Source organism: Nocardioides sp. Z22_16 (assembly GCF_058134365.1).
Map to the genome: position 1 here is coordinate 338,646 of NZ_JBYTTI010000003.1, position 22,692 is coordinate 361,337.

Annotated in this window: 20 protein-coding genes; 8 read left to right on the forward strand and 12 right to left on the reverse strand. The window is 72.6% G+C overall.

Annotated elements, in window-relative coordinates; translation table 11 throughout:
- Window positions 1-18 precede the first annotated feature (18 nt).
- The 5 genes from yidC (at window position 19) to AC3X7R_RS10020 (ending at window position 4,781) form a co-directional block, all read left to right on the forward strand.
- Window positions 19-942: a membrane protein insertase YidC gene (gene yidC / locus AC3X7R_RS10000; protein WP_489965918.1), complete on the forward strand. Its 924-nt coding sequence runs from the start codon at window positions 19-21 to the stop codon at window positions 940-942.
- A gap of 121 nt (window positions 943-1,063) precedes the next feature.
- Window positions 1,064-1,528, forward strand: a complete 465-nt coding sequence (locus AC3X7R_RS10005; RefSeq protein ID WP_489965919.1) for a Jag family protein — start codon at window positions 1,064-1,066, stop codon at window positions 1,526-1,528.
- Window positions 1,525-2,292 carry a 16S rRNA (guanine(527)-N(7))-methyltransferase RsmG gene (rsmG, locus tag AC3X7R_RS10010; protein WP_489965488.1) on the forward strand — a complete coding sequence of 256 codons (768 nt, stop codon included), beginning with the start codon at window positions 1,525-1,527 and terminating at the stop codon, window positions 2,290-2,292. Before AC3X7R_RS10005 ends, rsmG begins: the two co-directional genes overlap by 4 nt.
- 378 nt (window positions 2,293-2,670) lie before the next feature.
- Window positions 2,671-3,750, forward strand: coding sequence for a ParA family protein (locus tag AC3X7R_RS10015; protein WP_489965489.1), 1,080 nt, complete (start codon window positions 2,671-2,673; stop codon window positions 3,748-3,750).
- Window positions 3,747-4,781, forward strand: a complete 1,035-nt coding sequence (locus AC3X7R_RS10020; protein ID WP_489965490.1) for a ParB/RepB/Spo0J family partition protein — start codon at window positions 3,747-3,749, stop codon at window positions 4,779-4,781. Before AC3X7R_RS10015 ends, AC3X7R_RS10020 begins: the two co-directional genes overlap by 4 nt.
- A 66-nt stretch (window positions 4,782-4,847) precedes the next feature.
- Here AC3X7R_RS10020 and AC3X7R_RS10025 read toward each other — a convergent pair whose 3' ends face one another.
- Both AC3X7R_RS10025 and AC3X7R_RS10030 read right to left on the reverse strand, forming a co-directional pair.
- Window positions 4,848-5,636, reverse strand: coding sequence for a lysophospholipid acyltransferase family protein (locus tag AC3X7R_RS10025; protein ID WP_489965491.1), 789 nt, complete (start codon window positions 5,634-5,636; stop codon window positions 4,848-4,850).
- A gap of 65 nt (window positions 5,637-5,701) precedes the next feature.
- Window positions 5,702-6,916, reverse strand: coding sequence for a pyridoxal phosphate-dependent aminotransferase (locus tag AC3X7R_RS10030; protein ID WP_489965492.1), 1,215 nt, complete (start codon window positions 6,914-6,916; stop codon window positions 5,702-5,704).
- 83 nt (window positions 6,917-6,999) lie between these two features.
- Here AC3X7R_RS10030 and AC3X7R_RS10035 point away from each other — a divergent pair, with 83 nt between their 5' ends.
- The gene (locus AC3X7R_RS10035) at window positions 7,000-7,659 is read left to right on the forward strand and encodes a GNAT family N-acetyltransferase (RefSeq protein WP_489965493.1); all 660 of its coding nucleotides are present in this window, start codon (window positions 7,000-7,002) and stop codon (window positions 7,657-7,659) included.
- Here the strand turns inward: AC3X7R_RS10035 and trxA are convergent.
- The 7 genes from trxA to AC3X7R_RS10070 form a co-directional block, all read right to left on the reverse strand.
- Entirely contained in the window at window positions 7,634-7,957 is a 324-nt protein-coding gene (gene trxA / locus AC3X7R_RS10040) for a thioredoxin (protein WP_489965494.1), read from the reverse strand. The genes AC3X7R_RS10035 and trxA overlap by 26 nt on opposite strands.
- Window positions 7,958-8,043: 86 nt before the next feature.
- A complete protein-coding gene (trxB, locus tag AC3X7R_RS10045; RefSeq protein WP_489965495.1) occupies window positions 8,044-9,072 on the reverse strand; it encodes a thioredoxin-disulfide reductase in 1,029 nt (342 codons plus the stop codon).
- Window positions 9,073-9,163: 91 nt separating this feature from the next.
- A complete protein-coding gene (locus AC3X7R_RS10050) occupies window positions 9,164-9,889 on the reverse strand; it encodes a hypothetical protein (protein WP_489965496.1) in 726 nt (241 codons plus the stop codon).
- Entirely contained in the window at window positions 9,886-10,599 is a 714-nt protein-coding gene (gene sigM, locus AC3X7R_RS10055; RefSeq protein ID WP_489965497.1) for an RNA polymerase sigma factor SigM, read from the reverse strand. Before sigM ends, AC3X7R_RS10050 begins: the two co-directional genes overlap by 4 nt.
- Window positions 10,596-12,476 (reverse strand): protein kinase family protein, encoded by a 1,881-nt coding sequence (locus AC3X7R_RS10060; protein ID WP_489965498.1) that lies wholly within the window; start codon window positions 12,474-12,476, stop codon window positions 10,596-10,598. Before AC3X7R_RS10060 ends, sigM begins: the two co-directional genes overlap by 4 nt.
- Before the next feature lie 54 nt (window positions 12,477-12,530).
- Complete coding sequence (gene murJ, locus AC3X7R_RS10065) at window positions 12,531-14,201, reverse strand: murein biosynthesis integral membrane protein MurJ (RefSeq protein WP_489965499.1); 1,671 nt, start codon at window positions 14,199-14,201, stop codon at window positions 12,531-12,533.
- A complete protein-coding gene (locus tag AC3X7R_RS10070) occupies window positions 14,198-16,582 on the reverse strand; it encodes a DUF6049 family protein (protein ID WP_489965501.1) in 2,385 nt (794 codons plus the stop codon). Before AC3X7R_RS10070 ends, murJ begins: the two co-directional genes overlap by 4 nt.
- 66 nt (window positions 16,583-16,648) lie before the next feature.
- Between AC3X7R_RS10070 and AC3X7R_RS10075 the strand changes: the two genes are divergently transcribed.
- Window positions 16,649-18,070: a CCA tRNA nucleotidyltransferase gene (locus AC3X7R_RS10075; RefSeq protein WP_489965920.1), complete on the forward strand. Its 1,422-nt coding sequence runs from the start codon at window positions 16,649-16,651 to the stop codon at window positions 18,068-18,070.
- Here AC3X7R_RS10075 and mgtA read toward each other — a convergent pair.
- Entirely contained in the window at window positions 18,061-20,589 is a 2,529-nt protein-coding gene (mgtA, locus tag AC3X7R_RS10080; protein WP_489965503.1) for a magnesium-translocating P-type ATPase, read from the reverse strand. The two genes, AC3X7R_RS10075 and mgtA, sit on opposite strands and share 10 nt — an antisense overlap.
- Before the next feature lie 165 nt (window positions 20,590-20,754).
- On the opposite strand from mgtA, the gene AC3X7R_RS10085 reads away from it, so the two are divergent.
- Window positions 20,755-21,267, forward strand: coding sequence for an SRPBCC family protein (locus AC3X7R_RS10085; RefSeq protein ID WP_489965504.1), 513 nt, complete (start codon window positions 20,755-20,757; stop codon window positions 21,265-21,267).
- 24 nt (window positions 21,268-21,291) lie between these two features.
- On the opposite strand, the gene AC3X7R_RS10090 is transcribed toward AC3X7R_RS10085, so the two are convergent.
- Window positions 21,292-21,687 carry a GntR family transcriptional regulator gene (locus AC3X7R_RS10090; RefSeq protein WP_489965505.1) on the reverse strand — a complete coding sequence of 132 codons (396 nt, stop codon included), beginning with the start codon at window positions 21,685-21,687 and terminating at the stop codon, window positions 21,292-21,294.
- Window positions 21,680-22,618: a hypothetical protein gene (locus tag AC3X7R_RS10095; RefSeq protein WP_489965506.1), complete on the reverse strand. Its 939-nt coding sequence runs from the start codon at window positions 22,616-22,618 to the stop codon at window positions 21,680-21,682. The genes AC3X7R_RS10090 and AC3X7R_RS10095 overlap by 8 nt, the downstream gene beginning before the upstream one ends.
- Window positions 22,619-22,692: the final 74 nt, after the last annotated feature.

Below are 22,692 nucleotides of genomic sequence, written 5' to 3' on the forward strand. Positions count from 1 at the left end.
GCCATCGGCGGCGCCATCATGACGCCGCTCTACTACATCATCTCCGTGGTGATGGTGGGCTTCCACAACGTGCTGGGCAGGGTGCTGGACCCGCAGGGCGGCGCCTCGTGGGCGCTCTCCATCGTGGGGCTGACCCTGGTGATCCGGGCGGCGCTGATCCCGCTCTTCGTCAAGCAGATCAAGTCGAGCCGCAACATGCAGCTCATCCAGCCCAAGGTCAAGGAGCTCCAGAAGAAGTACGGGCACGACCGGGAGCGGCTGGCGCAGGAGACGATGGCCCTCTACAAGGAGGCCGGGACCAACCCGTTCGCCTCCTGCCTGCCGATCATCCTGCAGATGCCGATCTTCTTCGCGCTCTTCCGGCTCATCGACCAGGCGGCGAACGGCAACGCCCGCGGCGTGCTCACCGAGAAGCTGGCCGAGGACTTCGGCCAGGCCAAGCTGTGGGGCGTCATCCCGATCTCCAGCCGGCTGACCGAGGCGTGGGGCAACGAGTGGGTGGTGGTCGCCTTCGCGGCCGCCCTGGTGCTGGCGATGACCGCGACGACCTTCCTCACGCAGCGCCAGCTGATGAGCAAGAACATGCCGGCGGACGCGTTGAGCGGGCCCTACGCCCAGCAGCAGAAGATGTTGCTCATCGTCCTCCCGGTGGTCTTCGCGGTGGGCGGTGTGGCCTTCCCGATCGGGGTCCTTCTCTACTGGACGACGTCGAACCTGTGGACCATGGGCCAGCAGTTCTACGTGATCCGCAACAACCCTGCTCCTGGTACGCCGGCCCACGCGGCGAAGCTGGAGCGGGACAAGGCGAAGGCGGCCAAGAAGGGGCTGCCCGCGCCCGGCGAGGAGCCTGGCGCGGTGGCCACCGAGGAGGTCCCGGAGAACCCGAGGGGCCCGCGTCAGCAGCCGAAGCGCCAGACCCGCTCCCAGCGCAAGAAGCGCTGACCCACGACTGTCGGCGGCCAGGCCGCCAAACCCATCACGACGCAGGGAGAATCGCGTGTCCGAGACCGAGAACGACGTCCACGGTGAGCAGCCGGAGTCCCAGGAGCCGGCCGGCGGTCGACTGGGCAAGGTGGAGCGCCTCGAGCAGGAGGGTGACATCGCAGCCGACTACCTCGAGGAGCTCCTGGACATCGCGGACCTCGACGGCGATCTGGACATGGATGTCGAGGTGGACCGCGCCTCGGTCTCCATCGTGGGCGCGGACCTGTCGATGCTGGTGGGTGCGGACGGGGAGGTCCTGGAGGCACTTCAGGAGCTCACCCGCCTGGCTGTCTACCGCGAGACCGGCGAGCGCTCGCGCCTGATGCTCGACATCTCCGGCTACCGGGAGCAGAAGCGCCGCGACCTGGTGGCGCTCACCGAAGGTCTCATCGCGCAGGTCCGGGAGACGGGTGAGCAGGTGGAGCTCGAGCCCATGTCGTCGTTCGAGCGCAAGGTCGTGCACGACGCGGTCAAGGCGGCCGGGCTGACCTCCGAGTCCGAGGGCGCCGAGCCCCGACGCCACGTGGTCATCCTGCCGCAGTGACCGACGACGTTTCACGTGGAACCGCGGACGACTCCGCGGCGACCCCCCTGCCCCCTCTCCCCGAGGTGGTCAGGGGGGTCGTGCCGTCCGACCGGCTCCCGCTGCTCGTCAGGTATGCCGAGTGGCTGGCTGGCGACGGGGTGGTGCGGGGGCTGATCGGCCCCCGGGAGGTTCCTCGTCTGTGGGAGCGGCACATCCTGAACTGCGCCTGGCTGGCCGAGCTGCTCCCGGCCGACGCGCGGGTCTGCGACCTGGGATCGGGCGCCGGACTCCCCGGACTGGTCCTGGCCGTGGTCAGGCCCGATCTGCATGTCACCCTGGTGGAGCCCCTGCTCCGTCGGACCGTCTTCCTGGAGGAGGTCCGGGAGGACCTGGGCCTGGGGAACGTGGAGGTCTTCCGTGGCCGGGCGGAGGCGCTGCACGGCGCCCGGCTCTTCGACGTCGTCACCTCGCGCGCCGTCGCTCCTCTGCCCAGGCTCCTGGACTGGTCCATGCCGCTGGTGGACGCAGGTGGCGCCATGGTGGCGCTCAAGGGCTCGTCCGTGGAGCAGGAGATCGCCGAGGCCCGCACGGAGCTGCGTCGCCACCGGTGCGGTACCCCCGAGGTGCTCGTGCTCGGCGGCGAGGGGCCGGCCGTCCCGACCTATGCCCTGCGGGTTTCCCGGTCGGATCCCGGGGCGCTACCGTTGGTCGGCGCCGGACGCGGCAAGGAGAGAGGTCCTGGGCGCGCGCGAGGCGGGAAGAAGTCTCGGCCGCGCCAGTGATCCAGGCGGGACTGCAGCCGGGCCCATGCTCGGGCCAGCAGCAGCGCGTGGCTGTGAGGTCGGCAGGCGTCCGGCCGGACAGCCCGGGGCAGAGAGTGCAGACGGTGAAGATAAGGCGAAGGGGTCGACCGCGTGACTGAGGCAGAGCGAGGGATCACCTCCGAGGGGGCCGAGTTATCCACCGGCGAGTCACACCCCGCTGAGCGTGGAACGGGTGGGTTATCCACCGGTTATCCACAGGCTGAGGATTTCTCGAGCGGTCGGGTGGCCAATGGTGGTGGAGGGCCCACGGCGGACGTTCCACGTGAAACCCCGGCGAGTCCGAGCGCACCCGTTTCACGTGAAACCGGCAGCGACACCACCTCGGTTCCACGTGAAATGGCGACCGACGCCTCCCCCGGCTCCCGTCATCTCGTCGACGTGCTGGGCACGGTGAAGCCCACGAACCAGGCGCCCCCGGCGCCGGCGTGGGTCGGTCAGCCGGCGGGCGCACCCGAGCGGACGCCTCCAGCCACCCCTCGCACCGCCGGACAGATCGCCGAGCGTGCGCCCAGCACCTATGACAACAGCACCCCCTTGGCCCGAGCCGCGGAGCACGTGGTCCTCGCCCGCCACGGGGCGTTGGGCCGCTCCGGCCCCACCCGCCCGGAGAGCACCCGGGTGATGGTCGTCGCCAACCAGAAGGGTGGGGTGGGCAAGACCACCAGCACGGTGAACCTGGCCGCCGCCCTGGCCCAGCTGGGCCAGCGGGTCCTGGTGATCGACCTGGATCCGCAGGGCAACGCCTCCACCGCACTCAACGTGGAGCATCGCCGGGGAGTGCCGTCGACCTACGACATCCTCGTGGACACGGTTCCTCTCGTCGACGTGGTGACCACCTGTCCCGACCTGGCGAACCTCTGGGTGGTCCCCGCGACGATCGACCTCGCCGGCGCCGAGATCGAGCTGGTGAGCGTGGTCGCGCGGGAGAACAGGCTCCGCACGGCCATTCACGGACACCCGTGGGTCGGGCACGCGGCCGAGGTCGGCGACGACCGCTTCGACTACGTCTTCGTGGACTGCCCGCCGTCGCTGGGCCTGCTCACCCTCAATGCGCTGGTCGCCGGGGACGAGATGATGATCCCCATCCAGGCCGAGTACTACGCGCTGGAGGGCCTCGGCCAGCTCTTGGAGACCGTAGAGATGGTGCGCAAGCACCTGAACCCCGATCTCGCCGTCTCCACCATCCTGCTGACGATGTACGACGCTCGCACCCGCCTGGCGGCCGGGGTGGCCGAGGAGGTGCGTGAGCACTTCGGGGAGACCGTGCTCAAGACGATGGTCCCTCGCTCGGTCCGCGTCTCAGAGGCGCCGTCGTACGGTCAGACGGTGATGACCTACGATCCGGGTTCCCCAGGCGCGTTGTGCTACCTGGAGGCCGCACGAGAGATCGCCAGCAAGGGAGCGCCGACCCGATGAGCAACAGCTCGAGACCGCAGCGTCGTGGCCTGGGTCGTGGCCTGGGCGCGTTGATCCCGACCGGCCCCGCCGAGCCGGCCCCTCCCGAGACCTCGGGCGGCGAGGCCGCACCTGACGCGCCGTCGAGCGGCGGCGGTCAGGGCATCCCGGCCGACTCCCCTGTTCGCGGCACCGCCGGAGTCCCTGAGGGGGCCCCGGAGACGGCCACTGAGAGGGCCATCGTGGCCGGTGCCTACTTCCGCGAGATCCCGATCGCGGAGGTGCGGCCCAACCACCGTCAGCCCCGGCAGGTCTTCGAGGAGGAGGCGCTCGCCGAGCTGGTGCACTCCATCCGCGAGGTCGGACTCCTCCAGCCCGTCGTCGTCCGCCCCGCCGACTCCGGGGGCTTCGAGCTGATCATGGGGGAGCGCCGCTGGCGCGCCTCCCAGGAGGCCGGGCTCGAGCGGATCCCGGCGATCGTGCGGGAGACCGACGACGGGGACATGCTCCGTGACGCCCTGCTGGAGAACCTGCACCGCTCCCAGCTCAACCCGCTCGAGGAGGCGGCCGCCTACGGCCAGCTGCTCGAGGACTTCGGATGCACCCACGAGGAGCTGGCCCAGCGGATCGGGCGTTCGCGGCCCCAGATCAGCAACACCCTCCGGCTTCTCAAGCTGAGCCCCGCCGTCCAGCGGCGGGTGGCGGCCGGGGTGCTCAGTGCCGGCCACGCGCGCGCACTGCTGGCCGTCGAGGACGGGGACCTGCAGGACCGGCTCGCCCAGCGCGTGGTGGCCGAGGGCATCAGCGTCCGCGCCCTGGAGGAGATCGTCTCCCTCGGCGACCCTCAGAAGCCTCAGCGTGCCGCCCGTCGGGGTCGCCCCACGGCGCCCGGGCTCATCGACCTCGCGGACCGTCTCTCCGACCGGTTCGAGACGCGGGTGAAGGTGGACCTCGGCAAGTCGAAGGGGAAGATCACCGTGGAGTTCGCCTCGATGGACGACCTGCGCCGGATCGTGGACGTGATGGACCCGGACCGCGACCGCGAGAACTGACCTGCGAAAAAAGCAACAAGGCCATATGTCGACTTGTCGACATATGGCTTTGTTTACTTTTCGGGGTCAGGAGGCCTTCTTCGCCCGCCTCTCGGCCGCCTTGGCAGCCTTGCGCTGGGCCCGGGCGCGCCGCTCCTCGGCGTCCAGCTGGGCGGCCTCCTCCAGGGTGGGCGCGGAGCCACCGTGGCGGACCGGTACCCACCACGCGCCGGGCGGCTTCTCCTCCGTGGGGTAGCGGGCGATGGTGTCGTCGAGCATGGCCGACATCCGGGCGTGGAGCTCCGCGGTCTCCGCGGTCGGGTCCGCGCCGGTCGGCCTGAGCGGCTCGCCCACCGTGATCGCGATCGTCTTGCCGCGCTTGAAGTCCTTGGGGTGGTCCTTGGTGAAGAGCCGCTGGGTGCCGAAGAGCACCACCGGGACCACCGGGACCCCGGCCTCCGCGGCGATCCGCACGGCGCCGTTCTTGAACTCCTTGAGCTCCATGGCCCGCGAGATGGTGGCCTCGGGGAAGATCCCGACGAACTCCCCCGAGCGGAGGTACTCCACCGCGCTGTGGAACGAGGCGACGCCGTCACCGCGGTCGACGGGGATGTGGTGCATCGACCGCATCACCGGGCCGCCGACGGGGTTGTCGAAGACCTCCTTCTTCGCCATGAACCTGACGAGCCGCCCTCCGGCGAGATGGGAGGCCAGGCCGCCGTAGATGAAGTCGAGGTACCCCACGTGGTTGAAGGCGAGCAGCGCCCCACCCTCCGCGGGGATGTGCTCGGTGCCCTGGACGTCGAACTTCTGCCCGAGCAACCGGAAGCCGGCCAGACAGGTCTTGATGATCGGCGGATAGGTGATGTCCCGCATGGGTGCTGCTCCTGGAGTCGTGGACGGTGCCAGCGCAGCCTAGAGCAGAGGGTTCGGCGGCGGAATCAGCGACGGGTGGCCAGGAACTCCGCGATCCGGCCGATCGCCTCCTCGAGGATCTCCGCGTCAGGGAGGGTCACCAGCCGGAAGTGGTCGGGCTGGAACCAGTTGAAGCCGGTGCCGTGGGTGACCAGGATCTTCTTGGCCCGCAGCAGGTCGATGACGAACTGCTGGTCGTCCTCGATCCGGTAGACCTCGGGGTCGAGCCGCGGGAAGCAGTAGAGGGCGCCTCGGGGCTTCACGTTGCTGACGCCCGGGATCTCGTTGAGCAGGCGGTGGGCGAGCATCGACTGCTCGTAGAAGCGGCCGCCGGGCCCGATCAGCTCCTCGATGGACTGGTAGCCGCCCAGGGCGGTCTGGATGGCGTGCTGGGCCGGCACGTTGGCGCACATCCGCATGTTGGCGATCAGGGTGAGGCCCTCCAGGAAGTCCTCGGCGATCTCCTTGGGGCCGGAGATCATCAGCCAGCCGGCGCGGTAGCCGCAGACCCGGTAGGCCTTGGAGAGGCCGCTGAAGGTCAGCGTGAGGACGTCGGAGCCGGCGAAGGTGGCCGTGTGGTGGTGCACCGCGTCCTCGAAGAGGATCTTCTCGTAGATCTCGTCGGAGAAGATCACCAGCTCGTGCCGCCGTGCGATGTCGACCAGGCCCTTGACGGTCTCCTCGCTGTAGACCGCGCCGGTGGGGTTGTTGGGGTTGATCACCACCAGGCCGAAGGTGTCCTCGGTGATCTTGGACTCGATGTCGGCGAGGTCGGGGTTCCACCCGTTCTCCTCGTCACAGCGGTAGTGCACCGGCGTACCCCCGGCGAGCGTGACGGCACCCGTCCAGAGGGGGTAGTCGGGTGCCGGCACCAGGATCTCGTTGCCGTCGTCCACGAAGGCCTGCAGCACCATCGAGATCAGCTCGGAGACGCCGTTGCCGATGAAGATGTCGTCGACCCGGACGTCGCGCAGCCCGTGCGACTGGTAGTAGTTCATCACCGCCGTGCGGGCGGAGTAGATGCCCCGGGAGTCGCTGTACCCCTGGGACTCCGGCAGGTGGTGGACCATGTCGGCGACGATCGCCTCGGGAGCCTCGAACCCGAACGGCGCGGTGTTGCCGATGTTGAGCTTCAGGATCCGGTGGCCCTCGGCCTCCAGCCGCTGGGCCTCCACCAGGATCGGTCCCCGGACGTCGTACCGGACGTTCTGCAGCTTCTTGCTCTGTCTGATCGGGCGCACAAGGGCATCCTCTCAGGCCCAGGTGCGGCCTAGCATGGGGATATCAGGGATCCGACCGCTCGGCGACGCGTTGGAGGGACGAGATGTCACGCAAGGTGGTGCGTCTGACGCTCGACCACCTGCCCCTGCTCCCCGAGCACCCTCGCACCTGCCTGCGCTGGCAGCTCGACCCGGTCGCGAAACGCCGGGTGGCCCCGGACGAGCGCGCGGCGGAGCTCGAGGCGTGGGTCTCGGAGGTGCTGCGCGAGTGGGGGTCGTGCGGCCGAGCCGTGCTCTTCGACGAGGAGGTGGCCGGGTTCGCCCTCTACGCGCCCCCGGCCTACCTGCCCGGCGCCATGGACCTGCCGACGGCCCCGGCCGGCCCGGACGCCGTGCTGCTCGCGCAGCTCTGGGTGGCGCCGGCCCACCGCAGGGGCGGCGTGGGCAGGATGCTCGTCCAGGGGCTGGCCAGCGACCTGGTGCCTCGGGGCTTCGCCGCGGTCGAGGCGTTCGGCGACACCCGCGGGCTGGGGCCGAACGGAGAGGCCAGGGACTGCGTGCTCCCGGCCGCCTTCCTGGGGGCCGTGGGCTTCAAGACGCAACGGGCGCACAGCACCACCCCGCGGATGCGGATGGAGCTCCGGACCACTCGCGCCTGGATGAGCGACGTCGAGCAGGCCCTGGAGCGCCTGGTGGGTGCTGTGCGCCCGGCGCTGAAGCCTCAGCAGGGACGGAGCGTCAGATCAGGTCCTGGAGCTCCTTGAGGATCGCGGCCTTGGGCCGCGCCCCCACGATGGTCTTCACGACCTCGCCGTTCTGGTAGACGTTGATCGTCGGGATGCCCGTCACCTTGTAGGAAGCCGGGGTGACCGGGTTCTCGTCGACGTTCATCTTGACGAAGGTGATCTTGTCGCCGTGGCTGCCGGCGATCTCGTCCAGGATCGGGGCCACCTGGCGGCACGGCCCGCACCACTCGGCCCAGAAGTCCACGAGGACGGGCTTGTCGGACTTCAGCACGGTGGCCTCGAAGTCGGCGTCGGTCACGGCGGTCATGTTGCTCATGGTGGTCCTTCCGGTGGCGGTGGTGGCTTCCGTTGGGGGGTCAACACCGCGGCGGGGAGACATTGTTCCCCGCGCGGTGCCGAGGTTCAGACCTTCGCGGCCTCGACCTCGTCGACCAGCTCCTGGGCCAGCTCTGCGTCGACCTCGTCGGCCGGGGCCGTGGCCGCGGCGAAGTCGAGCATGGCGACGAAGCGCTCGGCGTCCAGCGCGGCGGCACACCCCGTGCCGGCGGCGGTGATGGCCTGACGGTAGTGGTGGTCGACCAGGTCGCCGGCGGCGAAGACACCGGGCAGGTTGGTCGCCGTCGACGGGTGCTTGACCAGGACGTAGCCGTCCTCGTCGAGGTCGACCTGCCCGGCCAGCAGCTCGGAGCGCGGGTCGTGGCCGATCGCGATGAAGAGGCCGGTGACCTCCAGGGGCCGCTCGTCCCCGTTCACCGTGTCGCGCAGCGTGACCGACTCCAGGCGCTCGGCCCCGTTGATGGCGGCGATCTCGGAGTTCCAGACGATCTCGAGCTTGGGGTCCGCGAACGCCCGCTCCTGCATGATCTTGGAGGCCCGGAGCTCGTCGCGGCGGTGGATCAGGTAGACCTTGGAGGCGAACCGGGTGAGGAAGGTCGCCTCCTCGATGGCCGAGTCGCCGCCGCCGACGACGGCGATCGCCTGGTCGCGGAAGAAGAAGCCGTCGCAGGTGGCGCACCAGCTCACGCCGCGCCCGGAGAGCTCCTCCTCGCGGGGCAGCCCGAGCTTGCGGTAGCCAGAGCCGGTGGCCAGGATCACCGAGTGCGCGGTGTACGTCGCGTCGGCGGTCTTCACGACCTTGACGTCGCCGGTGAGGTCGACCTCGACCACGTCGTCGGGGATCAGCTCGGCGCCGAACCGCTCGGCCTGCGCGCGCATCTCGTCCATCAGGGCAGGACCCATGATGCCGTCGCGGAAGCCCGGAAAGTTCTCGACCTCGGTGGTGTTCATCAGCGCCCCACCGGCGGTCACCGACCCCTCGAAGACCAGCGGCTCGAGGGCGGCACGGGCGGCATAGACCGCCGCGGTGTAGCCGGACGGGCCGGAGCCGATGATGATGACGTTGCGGGTGCGGGTCTCGGCGGTGTCGCTCATGGTGCGTGGCACTCCTGCAGGTTCGGCGGTGGTCGGACGATTGCTAGAACCGATCGTAGGTGAGCCTTGTTCCCCTGGTCAGGGCCTCGGCTCAGGGGGTGGCCGGGAGCAGGACCGAGCGGGCGGGACGCGTCTGGCCGCAGCGGTGGACCAGGGCCCGCTGGCCGTCGGGACCAGGAGGCCGCAGCACCACAGCCGCCGGGCGGCCCTCGTAGAGCGCCGGGTAGACGGCGTCCCGGGCATGCCAGGTGTCCGGCAGACAGCTCTGGGTGGCGAGCTGCGCGAGCGCCCCCGGCGCGGGGTCCGTGGCGCGCAGCGCCAGCAGCTCCGACTCCAGGCCGACGTCGCTCAGCCGCACCGGCTCAACAGGGACCGGGAGGCCGCCGTGCTGGTCGGCCTGCGGCTCCGGGGCCGGACCTCTGCTGCCCCCGGCGCCGTCCTCGCCCAGCAGGCGGGGCTCCTCCGGCCCGGTCGACCCCTGGGAGCCGGCCTCCGGGGAGCCGGCAGAGTCCTGGGCACCTGCCGAGACGTCTGCGGAGTCCGGCCCGGTGGTGCCGACGAGCTGACCGACCGCGACGCCGCCGACCACCACGGCCGCGGCGGCGGCGACCGCCCATCCGGCCACCCGCCGGCGCCGGCGGGTGGCGAGGAGCGTCACCCCGGCGGGCCCGCCCTCCGTCGCGCCCTCCGTCGCGGCGCGCTCGGCGACGAGCCCGGCGAGCACGTCGTCCAGCCGCGTGGCGACATCGGGAGGCGGGGGCTCCTCGGCGCGCGCCGAGGCGAGCAGACGACGTACCTGCTCGTCCTGGTCGCTCATCCGTCCACCCCTCGGGTCTCTGGTCGTGGTGCCGTGTCGCGGAGCGCGCTCGTCTCCTCGGATGGGACGCGCCGCGGCGCCGAGCGGTTCCCGGCCCGGCTCGCTGGTCCGGAGGGATCAGGCCCCGGGTCGTCCAGCAGGTCACCGAGCAGCTCGGCGAGACGGCTCCGTCCCCGGGAGCACCGCGACTTCACCGTGCCCGCCGCACAGTCGAGGATGAGGGCCGCCTCCGCGACCGGGTAGCCCTCCATGTCGACGAGCACCAGGGCGGCCCGCTGCTCCGCCGGCAGCTCCCCGAGCGCGGCGGTGATCCGGGCCCGTCGCTCGTGGTCGACCACGGTCTGCGCGGGATCGGCCGGCTCGCTCTCCCCAAGGCCGCGCCCCGCCGCGGCCGGCCGTTGCTCGAGGTCGTCGGGCAGGGGGTCGGCGGTCCGCACCCGGGCGGCGCGGTGCCGGTCGAGGCAGGCGTTGACCACCACCCGGTGCAGCCACGTGGTGACGGCGGAGTCGCCGCGGAAGGAGCCGGCGCGCCGGAACGCCGCGATCATCGCGTCCTGGAGGCCGTCCGCGGCGTCGTCGGGGTTGCCCATGGTCCGCAACGCCACCGCCCACAGGCGGTCGCGGTGACGGGCGAAGAGCACCCCGAAGGCCTCGGGGTCGCCGGCGACGTGGGCGGCCAGCAGCTCCGCGTCGGTCGGCGCCGAGGTCACCCGCTGACCACGATCTCGCGGATCTCGCCGCGGAAGTCGGCGTCGACGGGGGGCAGCGCCGTCAGCCAGACGGTCACGTACCTCGCCTGCTCGGCCTCGTCGAGCTCGATGACGATCGTCTCGTCGTCGGTGCCGGACCCCACCGGCTCGGTGTCGGGTGCGGAGGTGGGCGGCTCCTGGCCGAGGTAGACCTCGGCCGTCGTGGTGCCGCCGCGCACCGAGATCTCCACCAGGCGCACCCCCTTGACCTCACCGAGGTCGAGGGTCAGGCCCACCCCGTCCTTGAGGCCGCCGGGCCCGAACTGCTGCCGGTAGCTGCTGGTGATCCACGACGTGTTGTCGTCCCCGTCGACGGCGTACGGCGTCAGCTCCGGGTTCTCGTCCTGCGGGGGGCTGCCCTCGGGGTCGAAGTCGGTGGCGGAGACCCCCGTGTAGGGCGTGAGCTCGCTCGTGCCGGAGCCGGCGCCGCGGGACTCCGGCTCGTCGTCCTCGTCGCCGCCACCCCGGCCGCCGAGCTGGTAGGCGGCCACGACGGCGAGCAGCACCAGGGCCGCCAGCCCGATGAGCCAGGCGAGGTGGAGCCAGCGGCGACCCGGCACCCGGTCGGGCGCGATCACCGGGACCATGCCGGAGTGGCTGCCCGTGTTGGAGGAGCCGTGCCCGGTGGAGGTGTCCCAGGGCCAGTACTCCGCACCCTCCACCGGCGCGGGCCGCGGCGGGCGGGCGCGCCGCACCGGGGTGCCGTCCTCGGGGTCGACGGCGAAGAGCGGCCGGGCGGCCGGCTCCTCGAAGGCGGGTGGGGGCGCCGGCCGGTTGCCGCGGGCGCGGAGCCACTCGACCTCCTGGTCGTCGTGGAAGACCGGCATGCCCGCCTCGGTCGGGATGCCGTCGACGTCGCTCGTCGCCGGTCCGCCGGTCCCGGCGGTCGCGGCTGCGGCCGGGGGCGCGGGGTCAGCCGGGGGCGCGGGCGCCGGCGCCGCAGCGGCGTCCGGCTCCGTGTCGGGCCCGGCGTCCGGCTCCTCGGTCTCCGCCGCGGTGACCGACGGCACGGCGACGAGGCCGGTCGCCTCGTCGCCGAGGAACTCCTCCAGCGCGTCCCGGATCCCCGCCGCGGTGTGCAGGTCGTGGGTGGAGCGGTGTCCGAGGACCGGGAGCCCGCCGCCCCGGGGGGTCCCGTTGCGCCCCGGCGCGCGCTCGCCGAGCACCTCGTCGCAGATGTGGTCGAGCACGCGGGGGATCCCGGCGCGCACCTGACGGGGCCGCAACGGGTGGTCGTGCACCCGCGGCGCGGCCGGGACGGGCGAGTCCCTGGTTCCGGGCCACCGCCCGGTCAGTGCCGCGTAGAGCACGCCCGCCAGGTTGCGGACGTCCTCCTCGATGCCGTCGGGGGGAAGGCCGTGCAGGGCCGCGTCGACCCCGAACCCGATGATCCTGACCTGACCGTTCTCGTCGACCAGGATGTTCTCGGGGTGGAGCCTGCCGTGCGCGCGGCCGGTGCCGTGCGCCACCGCGAGGGTGTCGGCGACCTCGGCGACCAGCCAGGCGGCGCGGCGCGGGTTGAGGGGACCGTCGTCGGCGAGGGTGCGGTCCAGCGAGGTCCCGTTCCCCCACTCGTTGACCACGTAGCAGTGGTGCTCGTCCCGGTCGGCGTCCAGCACCCGGAGGGTGCGCCGGTCCATCAGCGCGGCGGAGCGGCGTGCCGCCGTCATCAGGGCGTCGGCACGCTTGTCGTCGCTGGGGATCAGGTGGACCGCGACCTGGCGGCGCAGCACGTCGTCATGGGCACACCAGAACCACCCACCCTCGGTCTCGCTGAGCAGGTCGACCATCTGGTACCGCTCGGCGAGGACGTCGCCGGCACGGATCGAGGTGGCCACGGCCCTCCTGGTCTCTCGGGTGCCCGGTTGCTTCCCGGTCATGGTACGGCGCTCTCAGCGTGCGCGGAGCCGGCGACGGACCGTGTCCACCACCGGATCCACCAGCACCGTGACCTCGGTGAGCCGGAACCAGCGCGCCAGGAGCAGGAGCACGGTGACGTCGACCAGCCCGACGACTGCTCCCCGGCCGACGGAGACCAGCGGGTGGGGGGTGGCACCGAGCCCGGAGAGGGCCCGGGAGACGAGCCAGGCGACCAGGGTGGCCACCGCGACGACCAGGAGCAGCCTGATCAGGAAGCGGACGAGCCGCGGGGTGTCCAGACCACCGAGGACGTGGCGCAGCACCGCGTAGCTCAGCAGCGACACCACCAGGTAGGCCAGCGTGTAGGCGACCACCAGGGCCGGGGCGGTGTCGACGGCCGACGCCTCGCGGACCAGGAGCACCGCCGCCACGATGTTGACCGTCGCGTGGACCAGCTGGATCAGGAAGACGGTGCGGGTCCGCTCGAGGGCGTAGAAGCCGCGCAGCATGAAGTAGTGGACGGTGAAGAAGACCAGCCCGAGGCCGAAGAGGGAGAGCGAGGGGACGAAGTTCCCCGCGTTGCCCGCACCGGCCCCCCAGCCGTACGCCGCGTTCGCGACGTCGCGGGCGACCACGGGGAGGAGCGCGGCGAAGGGGATCACCACCCCCAGCGAGGTCCGCATCGTCGACCCCAAGGTCTGGGCGAGGTGCCGGTTCTCCCCGTCGGCGGCATACCGGGACAGGCGGGGGAGCACCGCGGTGGCGAACGAGACCGTGATGATCGCGTGCGGCACCATCGCGACCAGCATCGAGTTGCTGTAGACGGTGACGCCCGTGCCCTCGGCGGACCCGGTGGTCCCGCTGGTGGCGAGCCTGGTCACCTGCCAGTAGGTGACCTGGTTGACCACCACGAAGAGGACCGTCCAGATGCCCAGGCGCAGGGTGTGGCCCAGGCCGGTCCCGCGGAAGTCGAACCGCGGCCGGTAGCTGAACCCCGCCGCCCGCAGGTAGGGGAGCAGGATGAGGAGCTGCACCACGATGCCGGCGGTCGAGCCGAGACCCAGGAGCAGCTCCTGCCCGGTCGTGAAGGGACCGGTGAGCCCCGCCCCGGCGACCGGGCCGAAGACCACCAGGTAGACGACCAGGACACCGATGGCGAGCAGGTTGTTGGCGATGGGGGCCCACATCATCGGCCCGAAGGTGCCGCGGGCGTTGAGCACCTGCCCGATCAGCACGAACATCCCGTAGAAGAAGACCTGCGGCAGGCAGAAGCGGGCGAAGGCGATGGCGGAGTCGCGCTGCTCGGCCAGCGCGGGCGAGGCCAGCACGTCGTCGAAGTAGAAGTCGACCACCGTGGGCGCCGCCAGCACCAGCAGCAGGCTCACGGCGCCCAGGAAGAGCGCGGCGAGGGTGATGATGCGGTTGGTGTAGGCCTCCCCGCCGTCCTCGTCCCGGGTCAGGGCCCGGACCAGCTGGGGGACCAGCACGGCGTTGAAGACCCCGCCGGCCAGCAGGATGTAGAGGGCGTTGGGGATCGTGTTGGCGACGTTGAAGAGGTCGGCGTGCAGCGCGCTGCCCAGGGCGGCGACCAGCAGCAACGAGCGCAGGTAGCCCGAGAGCCGGGAGAAGGCGGTGCCGACCGCCATCACCGCGCTGTTCGACGCGATCGACCGCTGCTCCTGCTCGGTCTCCGGCGCGCTCATGTCGCTCCCTGCTCCGTCTGTGCCTGGTGGATCTGGGTCTGCTCTGCTTCGACCTGCTCTGACTCGTCACGCTCTGCTTCGTCGCGCTCGGCCTCGGCCTGCTCGGCTTCCGCCTGCTCACGCCGGGTCCGGCGGTTGCCGCGCACCAGGCGGACGCCGATCGCGCCGAAGAGCATGGCGGCGCCGACGGCCATGATCACCCACAGGGTGCCGCTGACCTGGGAGGTCCGCACCGGGTAGGTCGCCGAGGCGCCGAGCGGGGTCCCCTCGACGTCGGTGACCCGCAGGGTCAGCTCGTCCTTGCCCTGCCGGGTGGCGGTGGCCGAGAGCCGCAGCAGCCTCCGCGAGCGCGGCGCCAGGGTGAGCGGCTCCTGCTCCTCGATCCGCAGGCCGCCCTGGCTGCTCGCCGCGATCCGCACCTTGACCCAGACGTCGAGGTCGTTGACCAGGGTGACGCCCAGCGTGCCGTGGTCGCTGGAGAGCGTGGCGCGCAGCGGGGTGTCCACCCGGATCGAGCCGAGGCGCTCCTGCAGCCAGGCGGTGCCCCGCACGTCCTGGCGCCGCCACGCGCCGGCGTCCTGGCGGGCGAAGTAGGAGAGGCTGGGCAGCACCGCCTCCACCAGGTGGGGCACCAGGCCGGAGTCGCGGGTCAGGACGCCGGCGAGCAGCCGGGCCCGGTCGAGACGCTGGGTGGCGGCGTCGATGCTGGCGGCCGGGAGCTCCGCCTCCCGCTGGGCCTCGCCGAAGACCAGCGACTCCGCCGGCAGGTCGGTGCCTGTCGCGCCGGCCCCGTCGCCGGCCGGCGCCGGCTCGGCGAGCACGTCGGCGCCGACCAGCTTGGCGAGGGGGCGCAGGCGCAGCAGCCCCTCGTCGAACGTCGAGTAGAGGACGGCCGACCCGGTGGCCGGGTCCCAGTTGGGCGGCGGCGCGATCACCAGCGGTGAGCGGTTCCCGCTGAGCAGCCGCAGGGCCGCCTCGCTGACCACCCGCTGCCGGACCGCGATCGGGCCCGCAGCCGGCTCGGGGCCGGGCCCGCCCGCGGCGACTCCGGAGGAGGTGGTGGCGAACGTGTGTCCCAGCACCCGGCCGGTGCTCGGCACCTGGCCCAGCGGGTCCTGGAGGGCACGGTCGCTGAGCAGCATCAGGGTCTCGGGCGCGGCCTCCGAGACGACGTCGGGGGAGAGGTAGCCGTCGGGCGCGGCGAGGACCGGGGTCGACTCGATGCCCAGGTAGGTGAGCACCTGGGTGGAGTGGGCCCGGGCCATGGCGAGCAGCTCCGGGTCCTGGCGCTGGAGCGCGGAGGCGTCGACGTCGCCGTAGGGCAGCGCGAGGACCGGGTGCTCGGCCATCTCGGCGGTGAAGATCTCGAGCCAGCCCTGCGCGGCGGCCGCGGCCGCCTCCTGAGCGGGGTCGGGACGCGCGTCGTTCTCCTGAGGCGGGTCGGGGAGAGCGGCCGGGTCGGTGGGTGAGGGGCTCGGGGCCTCCGCGCCGGGGGTCTCCCCCTCCGGGTCGGCCGGCTCCTCCTCGGCTCCGGGGAGCGGGGTGAGGCTGGCGCGCGGGTTGCCGGCGGCCAGCTTCATCGCGGTGTGCGGCACCGCCGGGTCGAGCAGCCACGTCACCGGTCGGTCGCCGGCGGACCGGCCGGCCTCGAGCAGGTTGCGCAGCCGGCCACCGGGGCCGAAGAGCTTGGCCCACTGGCCGGGGTTGGCGACCCGCCCGGCGGGGGTGTGCCGGATCGGGGCCCGCAACGGCAGCACCAGGGCGGCGTCGAGCCGGGTCCGCTCACCGGACAGGACCGGGAGGAAGGTGCGCGCCCGGCCGTCGGTGTACTCGTCGCGGGGCTGGGTCTCGGTCTGCCCGATCGCGTGCACCCCGGCCCAGTAGACGCCGTCGCCTCCGAGGAGGGAGCCGGCCGGGAGGTAGGCGGTGAAGGTGGTGGACTCCCCGGGGGCCAGGCTCGGGATGGTCTGGAAGGTGCCGGGCGCCACCACCCGGGGGCCGAGGTACTCGCTGTCCGGGGTGGCCGCCGCCGAGGCGAGGGTGGTGGGGTCGAGGATCGGGCTCTCGGAGTGGAAGGCGTGGACGTTGATCGTGGTCCACGTCTCCCGGCTCTCGTTGGTGATGGTGCCCGCGATCGTCACCTGCTCGTCGGCCCGTGGCACCGACGGGGTCAGCTCGGAGATCTGCAGCTTCAGCGGGTCGTCCTGGGCGTCGCCCGGGGCGGCCTGGGCGGGGAGGCCGAGGGTGGGCAGGAGCAGGGTCGGCAGGGCCAGCAGCACCGCCAGCAGCACCGGGATCAGCACGCTGGGACGGGGCCGCGACGCCGGGTGCACGACCGGGCCCGCCACGGGGCCAGGCAGGAACGGTCGACGGCGGGGCACCCCACGACTGTAGTGCGCCTAGACTCGCTCCTCGTGTCCGACGCCCCTGTCCCGCCCCCGCTCAGCATGGTCGAGGTCCAGCGAGCGGTCGCTGCCGAGCTGGACCGGATCGGCGCGGTCGTCGACGACCTGGGGGCCCGGTTCGCCGCCGCCGGTCACGAGCTCCACCTGGTCGGCGGGCCCGTCCGCGACGCGATGCTGGGCCGGCTCCAGAACGACCTCGACTTCACCACCGACGCCCGCCCCGAGCAGACCGAGAGGCTGCTCAAGGGGTGGGCCGACGCGGTCTGGGACATGGGCCGGGCCTTCGGCACCATCGGCTGCCGCAAGGGGGAGTGGCAGGTCGAGATCACGACGTACCGCGCGGAGACCTACGACCCCACCTCCCGCAAGCCCGACGTCGACTTCGGCGACTCGCTGGCCGGTGACCTCGGTCGCCGTGACTTCACCGTCAACGCGATGGCCGTGCGGGTCCCGGACCGGACCTTCGAGGACCCCTACGGCGGCGTGGTCGACCTGGCCAACCGGGTGCTGCGCACGCCCGGCCGCCCCGAGGACTCCTTCTCCGACGACCCGCTGCGGATGATGCGGGCCGCCCGGTTCGCCGCCCAGCTCGGCTTCGAGGTGGCGCCCGAGGTGGTCGAGGCGATGCGCGCCATGGCGGGCCGGATCGAGATCATCTCCGCCGAGCGGGTCCGTGACGAGCTGGTCAAGCTGGTCTGCGCGCCGTACCCGCGCCGTGGCCTGAGCCTGCTGGTGGAGACCGGGCTGGCCGACCACGTGCTGCCCGAGCTGCCGGCGCTCGCGCTGGAGCGCGACGAGCACCACCGGCACAAGGACGTCTACGAGCACACGCTGATCGTGCTGGAGCAGGCGATCGACATGGAGGACCGGCTCGGCGGCGGTCCCGACTTCGTCTCCCGCTTCGCCGCGCTGATGCACGACGTCGGCAAGCCGCGGACCCGGAAGTTCGTTGGCGACGGCACGGTCACCTTCCACCACCACGACGTGGTCGGCGCCAAGATCACCCGCAAGCGGATGAAGGCGCTGCGCTTCTCCAACGACGAGATCGAGGCGGTCTCCAAGCTGGTCGAGCTGCACCTGCGCTTCCACGGCTACGGCTCGGGGGAGTGGACCGACTCCGCGGTGCGCCGCTACGTCCGCGACGCCGGCGACCAGCTGGAGCGGCTGCACGTCCTCACCCGCGCCGACTGCACCACCCGCAACGCCCGCAAGGCGGCGCGGCTCCGGCGCACCTACGACGACCTGGAGGCGCGGATCGCGCGCCTCTCCGAGCAGGAGGAGCTCGCCTCGATCCGCCCCGACCTCGACGGGACGCAGATCATGGAGATCCTCGGCATCGGTCCCGGCCGTGAGGTCGGCGAGGCCTACCGCTACCTGCTGGAGCTGCGGATGGACGAGGGCCCGATGGCCCCGGAGGCGGCCGAGGCCCGCCTGCGCGCCTGGTGGGCGGCCCGTCAGGGCTGAGTCCCGGCGACGTCCCGCGTCGGGGCCCGGAAGAAGAACCGCTTGAGCCCCTCGGCTGCCAGCACGTAGCCGCAGGTGATCAGCAGCAGCGCCGCGACCACCGCCGCGGGCAGCGGGCGCAGCCCGAGCAGCTCGGAGAGCTCGGGCACGAAGGGGAGCGCCAAGGTGAGCGCGGCCACCGCCACCGAGGTGACCAGCAGGGCGGTGCCGGGGCGGCTGCGCACCGCCGGACGCCGGGTGCGCAGCACCAGCAGCACCGCCAGCTCGGTCAGGGTGGAGCCGACGAACCAGCCCGAGCGGAACAGCGTGGAGCCGGCCTCGAAGACCTGGAGCAGCACCGCGAAGGTGAGCAGGTCGAAGAGGGTGCTGAGCAGCCCGAAGGCGACCATGAAGTCGCGGATGAACCGGATGTCCCAGTGCTGAGGCCGCTGCAGCTGCTCGGGGTCGACCTCGTCGACCGCGATCGTGGTGCTCGGCAGGTCGGAGAGGAAGTTGAGCAGCAGGATCTGGCGGGGCAGCAGCGGCAGGAACGGCAGGAACGCCGAGGCGATCACCATGCTGGCCACGTTGCCGAAGTTGGCGCTGACCGTGGTGAAGACGTACTTGAGGGTGTTGGCGAAGGTCTGCCGGCCCAGGCGCACGCCGTGGCCGAGCACCGCCAGGTCCTTGTCGAGCAGCACGATCGCCGCCGCGCTCTTGGCCACGTCGACGGCGGTGTCGACGGAGATGCCGACGTCGGCCAGGTGGAGCGCGGCGGCGTCGTTGATCCCGTCGCCCAGGTAGCCCACGGTCGCCCCGGAGTCGCGCAGCGCGGAGATGATCCGCTCCTTGCGCAGCGGGTCGACCTCGGCGAAGACCTCGACGTCGCGGACCCGGAGGACCAGGTGGTCGTGGTCGAGGGCGTCGATGTCGTGCCCGGTCAGCACGGTGCCGGCGTCCATCCCGACCTCGGTGGCGATGTGGGCCGCCGCGAGCCGGTTGTCCCCGGTGATCATCCGGACGCTGATCCCGGACTCCCGCAGCTCCGCCAGCGCCTGGCGCGCCCCGGGCTTGACCGGGTCGGCGAAGGCCAGGAAGCCGACGAACTCCAGGCCCTCCTCGTCGGCCACGCTGACCGTGGCGGCGTCGGGCAGGTCGCGCCGGGCGAGGCCCAGCACCCGGTAGCCGCCCTGGCTCAGCTCGGTGAAGCGCGCGTCGAGCCGGGCGCGGTCGGCGGTCGGGCAGACGTCGGCCACCGCGTCGTAGGCCCCCTTGCAGAGGAGCTGGCGTCCCTCGGGCCCGTCGACCAGGACGCTGAGCCGCTTGCGGGTGAAGTCGTAGGGGACCTCGGCGACGGCGTCGTACGCCGGGTCGAGCGGGTGCGCGGCGAGGACGGCGGCGTCGATGGGGTTGGTGAAGCCGGTCTGCAACCCGGCGTTGGCGGCCGCCATCGCCGCGACCTCCGGACTCTCGGCGCCGGAGGCGTCCACGGCGGCGTGCAGCCGGACGGTGCCCTCGGTCAGCGTGCCGGTCTTGTCGGTGCAGAGCACGTCCATCGCCCCGAAGTCCTCGATGGCGTCGAGGCGCCGCACGATCACCTGCTCGCGGGCCATCCGCCGGGCGCCGCGCGAGAGGCTGACCGCCACGATCGCCGGAAGCATCTGGGGGGTCAGCCCGACGGCGAGCGAGAGCGAGAAGAGCAGCGAGTCGGCGAACGGGCGCTCCAGCAGCAGGTTGAGCGCCAGGATCGCCACGGCCAGCACCCCGGTGACCCGCGCCAGCAGCAGGCCGAACTGCCGGATCCCCTGCTGGAACCCGGTCGCGGGGGCCTGCTGCTCCAGCCGCCGGGAGAGGCGCCCGAGCTCGGTGCGCGCGCCGGTGGCCACCACGACGGCCAGGCCCCGTCCGCTGACCACGTGGGAGCCGAGGAAGAGCGCGCTGTGCCGCTCCGCGGCGCCCGCGTCCCTCGGTGCGGGGTCAGGGTGCTTGTGGGCGGGGAAGGTCTCGCCGGTCAGGGCGGACTCGTCCACCTGGAGCGCGTCGGCGCTGAGCAGCCGGCAGTCCCCCGGGATCACGTCGCCGGCGTTGAGGAGCACGAGGTCGCCCGGCACCACCTCCTCCAGCGGCACTCCGACGGTGGTGCCGTCACGCCGCAGGTCGGCGTGGACCCGGACCAGGGCCAGCAGTCGCTGTACCTCCAGCGCGGCGCGGTGCTCCTGCCAGAAGCCGAGCAGCCCGCTCAGGGCCACGATCGCCAGGATGATGACGGCGTCGGTGACGTCGCGCAGCACCATCGACACCACGCTGGCGGCGATCAGGATGAGGATGATGGGCTCGGTGAACTGCTTGGCCAGGTCCCTGAGCCAGGATCCGCGGTGTGCGGGCGCCAACCGGTTCGGGCCGAAGGAGTCCAGCCGGTGAGCGGCCTCCTCGGCGCTCAGGCCGGCCTCGGTGGAGCCCGCACTGCGCAACACCTGGGGGACGGGGCACGCCCAGAAGGCCTCGGGCACGTCCGCCTGCGGCTCCTCGGCGTCGATCATCTCCGGCCCGCCCGTCGTCGTACCACCCGCCCAGCTGCCCGTCCCCAGCCAACGTACGCCTGACTTCGCGGGTGCGATACAGGTCGCGGGAGGAGACCCTGCGGCCGCCCGTGCGGCGCGCCGGTGCCCTCGCGTCCCCGGCAGGACGTGCTCTACATTGCGCAGATGACTTCGCCGAGCGCAGACCTGGTCGAGCCCCTGATCGAGCAGACGATCGACGTCCGCGCGACGCCCGAGCGGGTCTGGGCGCTGGTCTCCGACCTGCCCCGGATGTCGCGGTGGAGCCCGCAGGTGGTGCGCAGCTTCCTGCGCGGCGGGCGCCCGGTACGGCTCGGCAGCCGGATGGTCAACGTCAACCGCCGCGGCCTGCTGGTCTGGCCGACCCAGGCGAAGGTGGTGCGCTTCGAGGCGACGCGCGAGATCGCGTTCAAGATCAAGGAGAACGGCACCACCTGGTCGTTCACGCTCGAGCCCGCTGCCGGGATCGACGGCACGGAGGCGGAAGGGACCAGGATCGTGCAGCGGCGCGAGGCGACCGGTGGCACCAGCGACCTCTCCCGGCGCCTGGTGGACAGGTTCATGGGCGGCCAGGCGACCTTCCAGGACGAGCTGCGCGCGGGCATGCGGCAGACGCTGGCCCGGATCAAGGCCGAGGCCGAGGCGGCGCCCTCGCGTTGACCGGGTGGTGACGGCCCGCGGGCTTTAGTCCCGGTCTGGTCTCGCGATGTCCCCACCCTCCACCGCCGTGCGCACGGCGTCCAGCGCGGTCCGGGGCCCGACCCCGATCGCCTGGGCGCGGGCCAGGAAGTCCCGGGTCAGCTGGCGGAGCACCGCATCCGGCCCGGGCGTCACGTCCTCGGCGACCCGGGTGCCGGCTCCCCGGCGGGAGACGACCAGGCCTTGGCTCTCCAGCTCGGCGTAGGCCCGGCCCACCGTGCCGACCGCCAGCCCGAGGTCGCCGGCGAGCTGGCGCAGCGGGGGCAACCGGTCACCCGCCCGCAGGATCCCCGCCCCGATCAGGTCCTCCAGCTGCCGGCGCACCTGCTCGTAGGGCGGCGTCGGGTCCCGCGGGTCGACCCGGAGAGCCGCGTCAGGCACGCGCGGTCTCCTGCTCCCGGGCGAGCGGCCGAGCAGCGGGCGGTGTCAGCAGCGCGACCAGCGAGGCGACGAGCGTGACGAGCGCGAGCACCCCCACGCCCAGCGCCAGCCAGCCGACGGCTCCCCACCCGGGCCGGGGGCAGGCGTGCTGGAGCAGCGTGGTGCCGGCCACCAGGGCGAGGCCGATCATCGGCGCGGAGACGACCACCCCGAGAGCTCCCACGATCGCCTGCATCGACGTACGTCGGTGGTGGTCGGCCTCGGCCGGCGTCCCGCCGAGGGGGCGGCGGGTGACCTGCCATGCCGCTGCGGCTGCCACGGCGAGGGCCACCGCGACGCCCAGGGCGTAGGGCACCACGTAGAAGGAGCCGGGGTAGGGGCTCCGCATGGACGACACGGCGGCCGAGCAGGCGGCCCACAGCGCCCGGCCGTCCCGGCCCATGTCGTCTGCCGAGGCGGTGAGCCAGGTGAAGCTGCACAGGGCCGCCCCGCAGACGCCGAGGCCGGCCACGAGCCGGGTCGGCCCCGGGGGCAGGAAGTCACGGACCCGGCGCGGTCGCAGGTCGGCGGTGCGTGGACCGGAGTCGAAGCGCGGCCGGACGACCAGCTCGCCGAGCACGGCCGCGAGGAGGGTGGCCAGCCCGAAGAGGATCGGCGCGTGGATGGCGTCGACCCACAGACCCGGGGACGGCACGATCCCGCCGTCGGACAGCTGGCCGACGGCCAGAGCGGCGCCGAGGAGGATGCCCGCCCCGCGCACCAGCGCGACCAGCCGCGCCTCCCGCCCCAGCCGCCGGGCGCCGCGTCGGCGTACCAGCACCACCAGGAGGCCCAGCAGGAGCAGCGGGACCAGGAGCAGCCCGAGGCCGAGGACCAGCTCGAGCGGCCCGGGCAGCAGCGGGGCGAGCTCGTCATCTTGTGCCAAGGGCATGGAACAAAAGATGGCAGCGGGTGGCAACTTGTGTCAAGGGCTCAACACAAGTGCCTCGTCGCCTCGCCGGACGT

Bases quoted from the DNA above. Each gene is read 5' to 3' on its own strand.
- AC3X7R_RS10050 (WP_489965496.1), bottom strand. From the start codon at position 9,889: ATGAGCGACCAGGACGAGCAGGTACGTCGTCTGCTCGCCTCGGCGCGC.
- AC3X7R_RS10025 (WP_489965491.1), bottom strand. From the start codon at position 5,636: ATGCGGGACATCACCTATCCGCCGATCATCAAGACCTGTCTGGCCGGC.
- yidC (WP_489965918.1), top strand. From the start codon at position 19: ATGACGCCGCTCTACTACATCATCTCCGTGGTGATGGTGGGCTTCCAC.
- trxB (WP_489965495.1), bottom strand. From the start codon at position 9,072: ATGAGCGACACCGCCGAGACCCGCACCCGCAACGTCATCATCATCGGC.
- AC3X7R_RS10075 (WP_489965920.1), top strand. From the start codon at position 16,649: ATGGTCGAGGTCCAGCGAGCGGTCGCTGCCGAGCTGGACCGGATCGGC.
- mgtA (WP_489965503.1), bottom strand. From the start codon at position 20,589: ATGATCGACGCCGAGGAGCCGCAGGCGGACGTGCCCGAGGCCTTCTGG.
- murJ (WP_489965499.1), bottom strand. From the start codon at position 14,201: ATGAGCGCGCCGGAGACCGAGCAGGAGCAGCGGTCGATCGCGTCGAAC.
- AC3X7R_RS10020 (WP_489965490.1), top strand. From the start codon at position 3,747: ATGAGCAACAGCTCGAGACCGCAGCGTCGTGGCCTGGGTCGTGGCCTG.
- trxA (WP_489965494.1), bottom strand. From the start codon at position 7,957: ATGAGCAACATGACCGCCGTGACCGACGCCGACTTCGAGGCCACCGTG.
- AC3X7R_RS10015 (WP_489965489.1), top strand. From the start codon at position 2,671: ATGGCGACCGACGCCTCCCCCGGCTCCCGTCATCTCGTCGACGTGCTG.
- AC3X7R_RS10095 (WP_489965506.1), bottom strand. From the start codon at position 22,618: ATGCCCTTGGCACAAGATGACGAGCTCGCCCCGCTGCTGCCCGGGCCG.
- AC3X7R_RS10085 (WP_489965504.1), top strand. From the start codon at position 20,755: ATGACTTCGCCGAGCGCAGACCTGGTCGAGCCCCTGATCGAGCAGACG.
- AC3X7R_RS10035 (WP_489965493.1), top strand. From the start codon at position 7,000: ATGTCACGCAAGGTGGTGCGTCTGACGCTCGACCACCTGCCCCTGCTC.